Below are 13,129 nucleotides of genomic sequence, written 5' to 3'. Positions count from 1 at the left end.
ATGCAAGAGAGTCAAACGCAAGTTGTCGCGTCCCGCTCCTTGGATCGTCCGCAGAGCTCAGCTCTTCTTCCAAGGTGCCAGCACGAAATCGTATTCGACCTCCCAGAACCAGCCCGGAAACTCCAGCTCGCGTGCCCGCACCGCATCGTCGACTCGTTTGAACTCGGCCAGCAGGCTCTCCTTGACGCCAAAGACGGCATCCGAGTTGATATAGGGATCGTGAGGGTCGAAGATGTGTGTTGTCAGCGTCTCGAACCCGTCGGCCTTGAGGATGAAATGCAGGTGGGCCGGGCGGTACGGATGGCGGCCGAGCCCCGCCAGGAGCTTGCCGACCGTACCGTCGTCGGGGATCGGATAGAACTTCGGCTTGACCGCTCGGAACCAGTAGCGACCGTCCTCGCCGGTGCGGAACACGCCGCGCAGGTTGAAGTCGGGCTGAATGCCCTTTTGCTGGACGTCATAGAATCCTTCGTCATTAGCCTGCCAGACGTCGAGCACGGCATTGGCAACCGGCCGGCCGTCGATATCGAGAATGCGGCCATGAATCACCATGTCCTCGCCTTTCTGATCGAGGCAGATGTTTGCCCCCATCGGCAGTTCGGGCGCGTCCGCGACATGGAACGGTCCGAGCACGGTCGATTCCGACGCACCCGACGGCTTGCGGTTGTTGATCGCATCGACAAGCATCGACACACCGAGCACGTCCGAAAGCAGGATGAACTCCTGTCGCCACTCGTTGCAGAGATGACCGGTCTGGGTCAGGTACATGATCGCTTTGAACCATTCATCCTGCGTCGGTTCGATTTCTTTGACCGCCTCATGCAGCTTGCGCGTGATGACGTCGATCACCTGTTTCAAACGCGGATCGCGCGCATTCGCGTTGCGCCCGGTAACGACCTCGACGGAGTTCTCCTCCGTGAAAAATCCCTTTTCATGCGTTTCCATAGCGAAATCTCACAGAGCTAGAATAAAGGACAGCGCGCGACGAAGCTCCGCCGCGGGGGCTTCCGCGATGGTTTCGCGACGCCAGCAAACATGGTGGTCGGGTCGCACCAGAACGACGCCGCTATCGCGGACCTCACGCAGATTGGCCCAGTCGCCGGTCAGATCTTGCCAATGCTGGCGCGGCCCGATGACATGAGCTTCGATGTCGAGACCAAGTTCACGGCCGAGCTGCTTTGCTGCCTCGACCCAGCCGCGGCCGCCAATGCCGGTGAGCACCGTAAAGCGGCCCTTGCCGCAAAGATCGAGCGTCGATGTCTTGGTTCCGTCGTCGGCAAAGATCCAGGCATGCGGCAGCCGCGCACCCGGCCAGGTGGTCGGCTGATAATGCAGCTCCGCATCCTTCTCGAAGGCTGGCTCCTGCTGACCGTCGGCGAGAACGGCCTCCGACCGATAGCGCTGGTTCATCTCGACGCCGTGGGCATCGAATTCATAGACCTTGGCTGCGACAGCCCGACGGATGGCAGCGCGCTGCGTTTCGGCCGCCGGCGTATCGTCGCAGCGCGCATCCATGTTCTGCTGCATTTTCACGGGGTCGATGGAATCGAGCAGGCCAAGCGCCTTGAAGATCGGCCCGAACTCCTCGATCGACTTATTGGCTCGGGTCACGATCTGCTTGGCGATCGGCGCGCGCTCGCGCTGGTAGCTGTCGAGCAAGGCGGGACCAGCCTTGCCTTTCAACACGTAACTGAGTTTCCACGCGAGATTGAAAGCATCCTGGATCGACGTATTGGAGCCCAGTCCGTTCGACGGCGGATGCCGATGGGTAGCATCCCCCATGCAAAAGACACGGCCGTTCTGCATCGTCGTTGCGTAGAGGTTATTGACAGTCCACGTCGAAACCGACTGGATTTCCACCGCCAGCTCGTGGTCACCGACGAGGTCACGCACCACTTTAGTGGCGAAGGCCGTGTCTACGTCCGGCGCTGGCTGATTGATGTCGTATCCCCAGACGATCAGCCATTCATTCCACGGCCGAACCATGCGCACCAGACCCATGCCTATGCCGCCGACGTCTGCGCCTGGCTGGACGACCCAGTAGAGCACCGAGGGGCGATGGGCGACGTATTTCGAAAGGTCGGCCTTGAAGAGGATGTTCATTGATCCGCCGACGCCCATACGGCCCTCGAATGTGAGCCCCGCATCTTCAGCCACCTTGGAATTGCCGCCATCGGCGCCAATCAGGTACTTGGACCGGACCGTGAGTTCCGCGCCGGTGAGCCTGTCGCGGCAGGTCGTCGTTACGCCGTCCGCGTCCTGCTCGTGGCGAATATATTCGGTCGACATGCGCGCCTGCGCGCCGCGCGAGCATGCCGTCTTGAAGAGCAACGGCTCCATGAAGGTCTGGGGCAGGTCGTTCATGTGCGAGGGCGACGACAGCTGATGCTCGGCCCGGCTCACTGGATGCGTGCCCCAGCTGCGCATCCGGCCGATCTCTTCGCCGGCAAGCGAGGTGCAAAAGACGTTCTGCCCCATCAAATCTTGCCCGGTGGCAAAGAGATAGGCCTCGTCCTCGACATCCCTTCCAAGATCGCGCAAAACCTCCATCGTGCGCTGGTTGGTGATGTGCGCGCGCGGCGTGTTGGCCAACCAACGGTAGCGGTTGATGACCATGGTTTCGACGCCGTAGCTGGCAAGAAGCGCCGCTGAGGCCGAGCCGGCAGGGCCAGTCCCTATGATCAAAACGTCGGTGTTGATGTCAGCCATGCGGCCCTCCCTTGATAGTCTTGGTCAATGGTCCGCCAGCAAGGATGCGGCGAACGGGGAAAAGTTGAAGTCCGGTCCGCTCGGTAAAGAGGCCCCACAGTCCGCGCGGGGCAAACAGCATGACGGCAATGCCGAGAAGGCCGAGAACGAGCAGATACCAAGAGCCGCAATCGGCAAAAAGCTTCTGTAGAATGAAGAAGACGATGACGCCAACGATCGGTCCCTCGATCGTGCCGATGCCGCCGATGACGACGATGAAGATCACATAGGCGGTCCAGTCGGTGACCGAGAAGGCGGCGTCGGGCGAGATGCGCGCTTTTTGCAGGTAAATGAGCGCGCCGGTCAGGCCCGTGACGAAGGCGGCGGCGAGATAGACGGCAAATTTAATGCGGTTTGGATCGATGCCGACCGATCTTGCCGCCTCGCGGTTGTCACGCACGGCGGCAAGCCCCAGTCCCTGCTTGGAACGCAACAGCCGATAGGCAAAGCCAATGGCGGCAAACGCTAACAAAAGCGCCAGCCAATAGCACACCATATCCGCGGCCTGGGCAGGCCGCACGCCGAACCATTCGGCGACGAGGCGGGCGCCCGGCAGATCGCGCGTGATGCCGGAAGGCAACGACGTTCCCGTGCCGCCGCCGAGCGCCTTCCATTGCGCCAGAGACAGCCGCACTACCTCGGCGATCACCCAGGTCCCGATCGCGAAATAGGCACCGTGTAACCGGAAGACGAAAAAGGCCGTCGGCACGGAAAGCATCATGGCGGCAAGCCCGCCGAGCATGATCGCGATAACAGGATTGAGCCCGCTGAGGATGACGGCGGCGGACATAGCGTAGCCCCCGAAGCCGACGAAGGTCTGCTGACCAACCGAAACGAGCCCGGCATAGCCCGCGAGCAGGTTCCAGCATTGCGCGAGCGTCAGCATCGTCAGGATGAAAAAGAGGGTCTGAAGCGCCGCGCGTGGCACGAAAAAGGGAGCGGCAACGCCTGCTGCAATCATCGCAACGACGAGAAGCACTGCAAACGACGAGGCGCGGTCGCGCGTCGATACGGTCCAGCCGGGCGGCGGCGCGGGCGAAGCGGAGGAAAGCGTATCGTGCACCATGTCAATCCACCGCCCTTGGAAAAAGCCCGCGCGGCCGGAGCAGCAGCACGAGAAGAAACGCCACATGCCCCGCGAGGATCTGCCACTCGGGGTTGACGGCTGCGCCCATCGTTTGTGCGACGCCGATGATCACGCCGCCGGCGAGCGTACCCCAGAAGGAGCCGAGCCCACCGATGATGACCGCCTCGAAGGCGTAGATCAGCCGCGCCGGCCCCATCGTTGGGTCGAAATTGGCGCGCGTGCCGAGAAAGAGGGCGGCGACCGTTACCACAACCATCGCAAGGCCCGTCGCGGTCGCGAAGATGCGGTCGGAGCGGATGCCCATCAGACCCGCCGTGGCGCGATCGTCCGAGGTGGCGCGGAAGGCGCGGCCGAGGCTTGTCTTGTAGAAGACGAGGTTGAGGCCGACGATTACGGCAATCGCCGCCAAGAAAGTCAGCAGCGGCATAGTGCCGACACTGATCGGCCCGATCTTGAGAGACGCGGTTTCAAGCGCGCCGACCAAAATGCGGCGGCTATCGGCAGAAAAGCCTTCCAACAGCGCGTTCTGGATAACGACCGAAAGGCCGAAGGTGACAAGCAGCGGCGGCAGGATGTCGTCTCCGATGGTGCGATTGAGCACGAGGAACTGCAGGCCCCAGCCGACCGCATACATCACCGGAACGGCGACGAGTGCCGCGACGAAGGGATTGAGCCCGAGCGCGCTGACCAGCACCAGAAGCAAGAAGGCCGCCAGGACGATAAGATCGCCATGCGCGAGATTGACCAGCCGCATGATGCCGAAAACGAGGCTCAGGCCGGCCGCGAACAGCGCATAAAGACCGCCAAGCAGAACGCCTTGTATGATCGTGTCGAGCCAGTTCATCCCGCATGCACTCCGAAATAGGCAGAATGGATGTCGGCGCGGCTAATTGAGTCCGGCGTTCCGGTCAGCGTCACGCGTCCCTCCATCATGCAGTAGAGGCGGTCTGCTACCTTGAGCGCCTGGCCGATATCCTGCTCGACAATTACGATGGCAGCGCCCGCGGCGCGGATTTTGGGAAAGGCCGCGTAAATATCGCGGATCACCACCGGTGCCAGGCCGAGGCTGATTTCGTCGCAGAGCAACACCCTTGGATTGGACATCAGCGCCCGGCCGATCGCGACCATCTGCTGTTGGCCGCCCGATAGCACCGTGCCGGGATTGTTGCGCCTCTCCCTCAAGACCGGAAAGAGCTCGTATATTGTCTCAAGCGTCCATGTCCCTTTGACGCTACGCCCATATTTGCCAATCAGCAGATTTTCCTCCACCGTCAGAGACGGGAAGAGCTTGCGGCCTTCCGGAACCATGGCAATGCCGAGCGCCATGACCTCGGGGGCTGGCAGCGCGCCGATGGGCCTTCCATCGAAGCTGATCTGGTCGGACTCATTGGCGAGCATGCCCGAAATCGAGCGCATCAGCGTGGATTTGCCGGCGCCGTTCGCGCCGATGATCGCCAAAGTCTCACCGGCATCAAGCGTGATGTCGACCCCGAAGAGCGCCTGGAAGTCGCCGTAGAAAGCCGTTAAGCCCTGTGTTTCAAGAAGAGCCATCAGACGTCAATCCCAAGATAGATCTGGCGGACCGCCTTCGATTCCATGATCTCGGTCGGCCTGCCGAGGCCGACCACCTTGCCGAAATTCAGCACGAGAAGACGGCTCACCACGGAGTTGAGGGCATGAAGCACATGTTCGACCCAGATGATGGCGACACCGGCTGCGTGGATCGTCCGGATTGTCTCCACCAGCTCGCCACACTCGCCCTCCGTGAGGCCGCCAGCGATCTCGTCCAGCAGCAACACCTTGGGCTCGGTCGCCAGCGCCCGCGCAAGTTCGAGGCGTTTGCGTTGAAGCAGGCCGAGACTACCGGCGGCCTGATTGGCGCGTGGGATCAGGCCGGTGTTCACCAGAATATTCGCGCAGCGCTCCGACACCTCCCACTCGGTCTTTCGCGAACCGTAGGCTGCGGCGACCAGAAGGTTTTCGAAAACGGTCAGCTGCTGGAAGGGCTGCGGGATCTGGAATGTGCGACCTATCCCCGCCAGGCATCGCGCCATCGGCGGCTGGCGCGTCACGTCTTCGTTGCGATAGATAATCCGCCCCTCATCGACGCGCAGATTGCCGCTGATGAGATTGAACAGGGAAGATTTTCCGGCACCGTTCGGCCCGATGATGCCGAGCGCCTCTCCGCTCTCCAGCGCAAACGACACCTCATCCGCGACCTTTAGGGCGCCGAAGCTCTTCGAAACGTTTTCAAGGGCAAGTATGACCATCTTCTTCCTGATCGGTGTCTGTTTCGTCCATTCGCCGAATCCGGCGCACCCTCCGGCAGCGCATCACGCCGAGGCGATCGGCTCCATCTTGCCGCCTGTGGGAATATTGGGAGCGGTCCTGTTGTCGGTGATGACGAGATCGTAGCCACCGCCGTCCTTCAATCTCCACTGACCGCCAACGAGCGGTGTCTTGGCCACGTTCTTCGCGGCAAAAGGCGGAACATTGGCACCGTCCCAGGCGACCGGACCGACGATCGTGTCCAGCTTGGTCGCCGCGATCGCCTTGATCACGGCCGCACTATCCGTCGGGTCCGCCCGCTTCATGACATCCGCAGCCACCTCGAAGAGCGCATGAACGAAGCCGATCGGCTGCGTCCAGGGCCGGCTGGTGGCTTTCGTAAAGCCTGCTGCGAGTTCGGCGGCGCTCTCTCCCGTCAGCGAAGATTTGAACGGATGGCTGGCCGACCACCAGACCTCGCAGGACAGATTGTGACCGCTTTTGCCAAGAGCCTCGACCGCTTGGGGGAACAGGATGGCCTTGCCGATGGAGGCGATTTTCGGATGGAAGCCCTGCTGTTTGGCCTGGTTCCAGAAGGTGGTGAAGTCCGGCGGGATCATGACGCCAGTGATGACCTCGCAGTTGCCCGACTTGAAGGCATTGATCTGTGCGGAAAAATCATCGGTCAGGTTCTGGTAGCGGCCGGGATCGGCAAGGGTGTAGCCGCCTTTTTCGAGAACCGGCGGGAAACCGACCACTTTATCGCCCCAGGCATTGCCATCCCCGTCGTTCGGGAAGAGGCCGCCCACCTTCTTGTTAGTTTCCAGCTGTTGCCACATGTTTGTGTAGACAGCGATCACATCCTCCAGGCCCCAGAAGAAATGAAAAGTGCTGTTGAAGGGCTTCCATGATGATGGGTCGCCTGGATTGGCTTGCTGACCGATGAACCAGGGCTGCCAGGGCGCGGCCGTCGAGATGCAGGGCATCTCTTCCGCCTCGCAGGTGGTGGCGACCGGATTGGTGGTTTCCGGCGTCGATGCGACGAGCACGAGATTGACCTCGTCCTTGACGATCAGCTCCTTGGCCACTTCGGCGGCGCGGTTCGGGTTGGACTGGCTATCCTTGACGATGATTTCGTAGTCAAACCCGGCGGCCTTGGTCTTGGCCAGGAAGCCATCGAGGATGAACTTGTCGGCCTCGGCGAAGGCGGCAAGCGGCCCGGTCTGCGGGCTGACATAGCCGAGCTTGATCGCCGCTCCCTTGGCGATCGCGGGCATGGCAAGGCTGGATGTCGCGGCAAGCGCGCTGGTCGCTGCTGCGGTTTTCAGCAGGTCACGTCTCGTAAACATTTTGGTTTCCTCCTCCCAAAGTAACCTAAAGCGTTTTAGAGCGGTGGGCGTTCTCCCGCCCATGCGTCTTGAAGCAGCGCGCGGATCGAGGCCCGGTCGATCGGCCGCGGATTGGCATAAGGGTTGTGAGTGGCGATTTCGGCGGCGTGGTCGAGATCGCTCTCGGTGAGGCCGAAATCCTTCAGCGCCAGCGGCGAGCCAACGAATCTGGCGAAATCGTAGAGCCCCTGGCCCGGCGTGCCACCGAAAATGTCCCCGATCGGTGCAAGCAGCTCCGGCACCGCCGCAGCATTGAAGCCGATCGTGTGCGGCAGCATGATCGCATGCGTCTCAGCATGCGGCGTATCGAAACTACCGCCCAGCGTGTGGCAGATCTTGTGATGCAGCGACATGGAAATTTGCCCAAGCACGGTGCCGCAGAGCCAGGCGCCGTAGAGTGCCTTTTCCCGCGCCTCGGCATCCCGCGGCGTCTTGACGATCACCTGTAGCGCCTCGGCAAATGCGCGCATACCCTCGATCGCCATCATGGTGGTGATGGGGTTGCGGTCGTCGGCATAGAGACCTTCGGCGGCGTGCGCGATGGCATTTAGCCCGCTCGTGACGCTCATGGCGACCGGCAGGCCAAGCGTCAGTTCGGGGTCATAGATAACCACCTCCGGCACGATCTTCGGGCTGCGAACCGTCGTCTTGATGCCGCCTTCCGTCTGACCGAGGATCGGCGTTACTTCCGAACCGGCATAGGTGGTCGGCACGACGATCTGGTGAATGTCGGTACGGTAGGCCATTGCCTTGCCAAGACCGGTGGTCGAGCCGCCGCCGAGCGACACGACGCAATCGGCCTGAAGCGCGGCCGCGCGCGCCAGGGCCTGCTCAGTGACATCGACCGGGGTGTGCATCGTCGCACCCGCGAATGTGCCCACGGCAAGCGCGCCAAGACGAGCGGCCAGCGCCTCGCCGTCAGCGGCTTGCTGCGGCGTCGTCAGCACCAGCGCGCGGCGGCAGCCCAGCGTCTCGATCCATTGGGCAACGCCAGCGCTCGCTCCGGAAGCAAAGACGACGCGTGTCGAATGCGGCTGATAGGAAAAATCGAGTGTCATGCTGACCTGCGCTCCTCTCGCGCCCGCACCATTACGAAGGTGAAATCGAGCGACCAACCATTGTCCCTGGCCGGCGCCGGCCCATCGAGGCTGCCAATGGGCAGGAAGGTGCCAACCAGCTCCTGCTTGACGCCAAACAGTGCGTCCTGCGACAGATGCGGATCGTGCCCGTCATAGACGTGAGTGCTGATCGTCTGGAAGCCGGGCGCAGTGATAGTGAAATGGAGATGCGCAGGGCGGCGCAACGGATAGCCGATCGCATGCAGCATCCGTCCGACCGGTCCGTCGCAGGGCACGGCATAACCGCCCGGTCGAACCGTCCTGTAGGAAAAGCCGCCATCCGCGTCGGTGCTGAAAACGCCACGCAGATTGAACTCCGGCTGGAGATCCGGCTGCTGGTTCTCGTAAAATCCCTGCGCATTCGCCTGCCATGTCTCGACCTTCGCGCCGGCGACGGGATTTCCGTCGAGATCGGTAACGCGAGCATTGACAGCCAGCGGCTCGCCGATGCCGTCGAGCGATATGTCCGCACCCGACATAAGCCGCGGTGCATCCGCGCGATAGAACGGGCCGCGCACGGTGTTGGGCGTTGCGCCCTTCGGACGGCGGGTGTTGATCTCCTCCACCAGCGCCGTCAGACCCAGAAGATCGGAGAGCAGCACCCATTCCTGCCGCTTATGATCACTTGCGTGACCAACTTCGGTCAGAAATTCGATGGCATGTCGCCAGTCCGCATGGGTCGGCCGTGTTTCCTTGACGGCCTGGTGGATATGTCCGACCAGCGCGGTAAGGAAGGCCGGCAGCGGTCCGGCGCACTGCGCCAGTCGCTCTGCCACAAGGGCAGCCGAATCCGCTTCTGTAAAAGACGTGATCCCCATGCTTCCTCCTCAACTGCACGTTATCAGTTCCAAACGTAGCAGTTGATGATTTTTCTCCTATTTAATATACCTGATTGCTATGAAGCTCGATGAACGACACCTGATTCAGCTTGCCGCCGTCGTACAGGCCGGTGGTGTGACGGAGGGCGCGGCCCTGCTCGGGCTCACCCAGCCGGCGGTGTCGCGTACCCTTGCCATGCTGGAAAAGCGGCTCGGCGAACCGCTGTTCGTCAAGGGGCGTCGGCCGTTGCAGCCGACCCCGCTTGGCAGGGCGCTTGCCGACCACGGTCAAGCCATGCTGGTGGCTGCGCGCAAGGCCTCGTCGCTTGTCGATGGCTTCCGACACGGCCGGACTGGCGTGGTTCGCGTCGGCGGCACGCCCTTCTTCATGGATGCGCTGATCTCCGGCATGATCGCCGAGTTCCAGAATGCCACACCGGACGTGCGCATCGAGCAGAGCTACGGTTACCTTCCGGATCTGCGGGCGGCGATCGACGCCGATCGCATCGACCTTGCCATTTGCCCGATCGACGTGCTGGACGAGGGCTCGGGCATGCGCTTCCAGGAGTTGCTTCCCGGCCGCAACGTCGTCGCCTGCCGTGTAACGCACCCTCTGCTCCTGAGACGCAAGCTGGCGCCCGGGGAACTCCTCGAGTATCCTTGGATCGCTCCGCCTGCCGGTAGCCCGCTGTTTGCCGATCTGCACAGTCTCGTCCTCTCGCTCGGTGCCACCGAGGCGAAAATCCGCTATTCCGGCGGCTCGCTGGTGAGCGCAATCAACTATCTGAAGGCGAGCGATGCTCTCACCATCCTGCCGCACAGCGTCGTCTTCGCCTATCGCAACGACAAGTCGATCACGGCGCTGCCGGTCAACATTCCTCATCCCGAGCGCGCGCTCGGTCTCCTGCGGCGCACCGAGGAAATCCGCGTGCCGGCAGTCGAGGCCTTCTGCGCCCATATTCGCAAGAGCTTCGAAGACCTCAGACACCTGATCAAGCGCCATGAGCAGGCGGTGATCTGGAGCCTCTGACAGCTTACGGCGCCCCTCAGAAGGTCGCCGAATCGTCAGGCCACAGGAACAACGGTGCCAAGCCGGCGTCGGCGATCGAGCGCAGTCCATGCCAGGCGCGATTGGCATAGACCAGCGCGTCATCTGCCAGCCCCTCTTCTGCCCCGGGTGAAGCCTCAAGGAGTTCGGCCGAGACAAGGCAGGCTCCGGGAACCGGAAACAGTCCGCGAACCGCCGCCCGGAACCAGAGGCCGACATCCGGATAATACGGCTCGCCGCTTTCGAGCCTTGCCCAACGGATGTCAGGCCCGAAACGGTCCTTGCCACGGGTGGCGCAGAGCCGGGCAAGTTCCATGTCGCTACGGCGCACGAAATGCACGACCACCGTCTCAGCCCGGCGCACGGCGTGCGCACTGGAGGAATTATCCGACAGGGAGAAGGCAACCGTCGGCGGCGAGGCGCTGATCGAGATTAGCGAGCTTACCGTCAGAGCCACTGGCCCGTCTCCCGGATCGGCGGTAATGATGGCGACACCCGCCGGATGGTGGCGGAAGGCCACCATGAACGCCTCCGTCACGCCGACGCCGGCCGTCGGCTGAGCTGCCCGCTCCTGCTTTCCGGACCGCGCCGTCATTTCTTCTCGACCAGATCGTAGAACTGCCAGACGCGATCGCTCCATAGCCCGCCGATCTCGCGGCCGGCGGCACCGACAATGTTGGTGTTGACCGTAAAATGGTTGGCCGCCACCAGCATCTCGCGGTAGGTGCGTTGCATGACGCCATCGCGCAGCGACGCACCACCAGCAGCGCGGTAGACGAAGTGGCAGGCATCGACGCCGGCTTCGTGCACTTCCGACTTGGCGAGATGCACGAGACTGATCTGGCGCGTGGACACCCCGTTCCCGGCCTCGATGGAGGATTCCACATCGCGCCAGACCTCGAACAAAAAGGCGCGGGCGGCGCGAACACGGGCTTCTGCCCGGCCATAGTCGAACCAGAACTTGTCGCTTTCGCCCAACAAGCCGGCGCGGCCGGTCTTGGTCACGGCGAACTTGGCCATCTCGTCCAGAATACGACGGGAGGCGCCGATCGCCCAACCCGAATGGCCGATTGCGGCAAGGCCCACGACACCAAGGCTGAAGAATTCCTTCTGACGCTGCGGCTCGGCGGTCATGATCGGGAAAACCATGTCGTCGGCGATGAAGACGTCCTTGGCGTCGTAGTCGATGCTGCCGGTTCCCTGCAGGCCGAGCACATTCCAATTGCCGAGCAGTCCATGCTCGCCGACCGGTGCGTGGGCGCAAAGCACCACCACGTTACCATTCTCATCCTTGGCCGGATGACCATTGCCGTCGTCGAGCAGGGCGGCGGTATGGGTGAATGTCGCGTGGTGAATGCCGCTTGCATAGGACCATTTGCCGTTCAACAGATAGCCGCCATCGACCTTTTTCAGCATGCCGGTCGGCGTGCCCTGCCCCGAAAAACGGTTGTCGGCGCCGCCGCCGAAGAGCCGCGAGATCGCGGTGTCGGGCAGGAAGGCGGCCGACATCGCCCCGATGCAGGCATGCACCATCGACACCCAGCCGGCAGCGCCGCTGTGATAGGTGATGGCTTCGATCAACTGCAGGCCTTGTGTCGGCGAAAGCTGTGCGCCCCCGAGCTCTTCGGTCGCGAAGATATGCGACATACGCAGCGGCTTCAGCGCCTCGAACGTGGGCTCGTTCAGCTTACCGAGCTTTTCGGTGGCCACGGCGTTTTCTTCAAGAACCGGCCCGATCTTGCGGATATGCTCGAGAAGGCTGGCGAAGTTTGTCTTGGTGCCCCAATATCCGGCACTATGTTTCAAAGGTGCGTTCATCTGTTCCTCCTGACAATCTGGTGTGTTCTCGCGGCAAGCTGCATCAGCCGGCGAGGAAATCGCCGATGGCGGTCACCACGCGCGGGTCCTCCTGCATGGCGAAATGGCCGACCTCCGGCACCATGAGGGTGCGGGCGTTCGGGATGCGTTTCTCCCAGAGCGGCGCCTGCGAAGCGGGCAGCATTCGGTCCTTCTCGCCCCAGACGATCAGCGTCTCGTTCGGGATGCGGGAAAGCCAGCGGCCGAGGTTGGGATGACCCATGCCGTGGGCCTTGACGATATTGCCGAGCGCCCGCGCCTCTTTCTCGCGGGCGGCAAGGAAGGTGTCGAGCGGCGGGCATTCGGCACCGCCCGGAAAATAGCGCAGGGCAACGTCGACATTATGCGAGAGATAGCCGGGTAGCGCCTCAGGCCCTATCGCCGACAGGTCGGCGCCGGGGTGATCTGGATCGTTGAGGCCAGCGGGCGCATTCAGCACCAGCTTGCCGAAACGCTCGCCGGCGACGGCGGCCATTTCGGCAGCCATCCAGCCGCCCATGGAGTGGCCGACGAGATGCGGCCGATCGAGACCGAGGGCGGCGACCAAATGCAGGTTATGGACAATGATGTCCTGCATGCCGGTAACATGCGGCGCCTCAGCGCTGTCGCCAAAGCCGGGATGGTAGGGTAGGTAGACGCGGAAGCGATCGGCGAGGCCCCGCGCCCATTCCGTGCCTTCGATGGTGGCGGCGCCATGCAGCGCGAGCACGGCCCGGCCTTTGCCGATGACTCGTACAGCGGTCGCAACCCCCTCGATGTCGTAATGTATCGTTTCGAAATTCATTCCAATCCTCCTC

At 62.5% G+C, this 13,129-nt stretch carries 13 protein-coding genes; 1 reads left to right on the top strand and 12 read right to left on the bottom strand.

Going from position 1 to position 13,129, the window contains the following annotated elements:
* Window positions 1-57: 57 nt before the first annotated feature.
* From AC13RE_RS19525 to AC13RE_RS19485, 9 genes are all read right to left on the bottom strand, one after another.
* Entirely contained in the window at window positions 58-945 is an 888-nt protein-coding gene (locus tag AC13RE_RS19525; protein WP_488564148.1) for an intradiol ring-cleavage dioxygenase, read from the bottom strand.
* A gap of 9 nt (window positions 946-954) precedes the next feature.
* Window positions 955-2,709 (bottom strand): FAD-dependent oxidoreductase, encoded by a 1,755-nt coding sequence (locus AC13RE_RS19520; RefSeq protein WP_488564147.1) that lies wholly within the window; start codon window positions 2,707-2,709, stop codon window positions 955-957.
* Window positions 2,702-3,814 carry a branched-chain amino acid ABC transporter permease gene (locus tag AC13RE_RS19515; RefSeq protein WP_488564146.1) on the bottom strand — a complete coding sequence of 371 codons (1,113 nt, stop codon included), beginning with the start codon at window positions 3,812-3,814 and terminating at the stop codon, window positions 2,702-2,704. Before AC13RE_RS19515 ends, AC13RE_RS19520 begins: the two co-directional genes overlap by 8 nt.
* Window position 3,815: 1 nt before the next feature.
* The gene (locus tag AC13RE_RS19510) at window positions 3,816-4,679 is read right to left on the bottom strand and encodes a branched-chain amino acid ABC transporter permease (protein WP_488564145.1); all 864 of its coding nucleotides are present in this window, start codon (window positions 4,677-4,679) and stop codon (window positions 3,816-3,818) included.
* Window positions 4,676-5,386: an ABC transporter ATP-binding protein gene (locus AC13RE_RS19505; protein ID WP_488564144.1), complete on the bottom strand. Its 711-nt coding sequence runs from the start codon at window positions 5,384-5,386 to the stop codon at window positions 4,676-4,678. The genes AC13RE_RS19510 and AC13RE_RS19505 overlap by 4 nt, the downstream gene beginning before the upstream one ends.
* Window positions 5,386-6,105, bottom strand: coding sequence for an ABC transporter ATP-binding protein (locus AC13RE_RS19500; protein ID WP_488564143.1), 720 nt, complete (start codon window positions 6,103-6,105; stop codon window positions 5,386-5,388). Before AC13RE_RS19500 ends, AC13RE_RS19505 begins: the two co-directional genes overlap by 1 nt.
* Window positions 6,106-6,168: 63 nt before the next feature.
* A complete protein-coding gene (locus AC13RE_RS19495) occupies window positions 6,169-7,452 on the bottom strand; it encodes an ABC transporter substrate-binding protein (protein ID WP_488564142.1) in 1,284 nt (427 codons plus the stop codon).
* A 35-nt stretch (window positions 7,453-7,487) separates the two neighbouring features.
* Window positions 7,488-8,549 carry a maleylacetate reductase gene (locus tag AC13RE_RS19490; RefSeq protein WP_488564141.1) on the bottom strand — a complete coding sequence of 354 codons (1,062 nt, stop codon included), beginning with the start codon at window positions 8,547-8,549 and terminating at the stop codon, window positions 7,488-7,490.
* Window positions 8,546-9,427, bottom strand: coding sequence for a dioxygenase family protein (locus AC13RE_RS19485; RefSeq protein WP_488564140.1), 882 nt, complete (start codon window positions 9,425-9,427; stop codon window positions 8,546-8,548). The genes AC13RE_RS19490 and AC13RE_RS19485 overlap by 4 nt, the downstream gene beginning before the upstream one ends.
* Before the next feature lie 79 nt (window positions 9,428-9,506).
* On the opposite strand from AC13RE_RS19485, the gene AC13RE_RS19480 reads away from it, so the two are divergent.
* Entirely contained in the window at window positions 9,507-10,457 is a 951-nt protein-coding gene (locus AC13RE_RS19480) for a LysR family transcriptional regulator (RefSeq protein WP_488564139.1), read from the top strand.
* Between the two features lie 16 nt (window positions 10,458-10,473).
* On the opposite strand, the gene AC13RE_RS19475 is transcribed toward AC13RE_RS19480, so the two are convergent.
* Genes AC13RE_RS19475 through AC13RE_RS19465 form a run of 3 tightly spaced genes read right to left on the bottom strand, consistent with a single transcriptional unit; the run spans window position 10,474 to window position 13,116 of the window.
* Window positions 10,474-11,070, bottom strand: a complete 597-nt coding sequence (locus AC13RE_RS19475; RefSeq protein ID WP_488564138.1) for a flavin reductase family protein — start codon at window positions 11,068-11,070, stop codon at window positions 10,474-10,476.
* A complete protein-coding gene (locus AC13RE_RS19470) occupies window positions 11,067-12,293 on the bottom strand; it encodes an acyl-CoA dehydrogenase family protein (protein WP_488564137.1) in 1,227 nt (408 codons plus the stop codon). Before AC13RE_RS19470 ends, AC13RE_RS19475 begins: the two co-directional genes overlap by 4 nt.
* Before the next feature lie 43 nt (window positions 12,294-12,336).
* Window positions 12,337-13,116 carry an alpha/beta fold hydrolase gene (locus AC13RE_RS19465; protein WP_488564136.1) on the bottom strand — a complete coding sequence of 260 codons (780 nt, stop codon included), beginning with the start codon at window positions 13,114-13,116 and terminating at the stop codon, window positions 12,337-12,339.
* Window positions 13,117-13,129: the final 13 nt, after the last annotated feature.

The sequence above is a fragment of the Martinezella sp. CNPSo 3959 genome (genome assembly GCF_057784355.1).
This window is presented reverse-complemented; position numbering and strand designations above follow the sequence as displayed.

What these genes read in the sequence shown, in the direction of transcription:
- AC13RE_RS19485 (WP_488564140.1), bottom strand. Translation starts at nt 9,427, where the DNA reads ATGGGGATCACGTCTTTTACAGAAGCGGATTCGGCTGCCCTTGTGGCA.
- AC13RE_RS19510 (WP_488564145.1), bottom strand. Translation starts at nt 4,679, where the DNA reads ATGAACTGGCTCGACACGATCATACAAGGCGTTCTGCTTGGCGGTCTT.
- AC13RE_RS19465 (WP_488564136.1), bottom strand. Translation starts at nt 13,116, where the DNA reads ATGAATTTCGAAACGATACATTACGACATCGAGGGGGTTGCGACCGCT.
- AC13RE_RS19470 (WP_488564137.1), bottom strand. Translation starts at nt 12,293, where the DNA reads ATGAACGCACCTTTGAAACATAGTGCCGGATATTGGGGCACCAAGACA.
- AC13RE_RS19475 (WP_488564138.1), bottom strand. Translation starts at nt 11,070, where the DNA reads ATGACGGCGCGGTCCGGAAAGCAGGAGCGGGCAGCTCAGCCGACGGCC.
- AC13RE_RS19490 (WP_488564141.1), bottom strand. Translation starts at nt 8,549, where the DNA reads ATGACACTCGATTTTTCCTATCAGCCGCATTCGACACGCGTCGTCTTT.
- AC13RE_RS19480 (WP_488564139.1), top strand. Translation starts at nt 9,507, where the DNA reads ATGAAGCTCGATGAACGACACCTGATTCAGCTTGCCGCCGTCGTACAG.
- AC13RE_RS19495 (WP_488564142.1), bottom strand. Translation starts at nt 7,452, where the DNA reads ATGTTTACGAGACGTGACCTGCTGAAAACCGCAGCAGCGACCAGCGCG.
- AC13RE_RS19500 (WP_488564143.1), bottom strand. Translation starts at nt 6,105, where the DNA reads ATGGTCATACTTGCCCTTGAAAACGTTTCGAAGAGCTTCGGCGCCCTA.
- AC13RE_RS19520 (WP_488564147.1), bottom strand. Translation starts at nt 2,709, where the DNA reads ATGGCTGACATCAACACCGACGTTTTGATCATAGGGACTGGCCCTGCC.
- AC13RE_RS19515 (WP_488564146.1), bottom strand. Translation starts at nt 3,814, where the DNA reads ATGGTGCACGATACGCTTTCCTCCGCTTCGCCCGCGCCGCCGCCCGGC.
- AC13RE_RS19525 (WP_488564148.1), bottom strand. Translation starts at nt 945, where the DNA reads ATGGAAACGCATGAAAAGGGATTTTTCACGGAGGAGAACTCCGTCGAG.
- AC13RE_RS19505 (WP_488564144.1), bottom strand. Translation starts at nt 5,386, where the DNA reads ATGGCTCTTCTTGAAACACAGGGCTTAACGGCTTTCTACGGCGACTTC.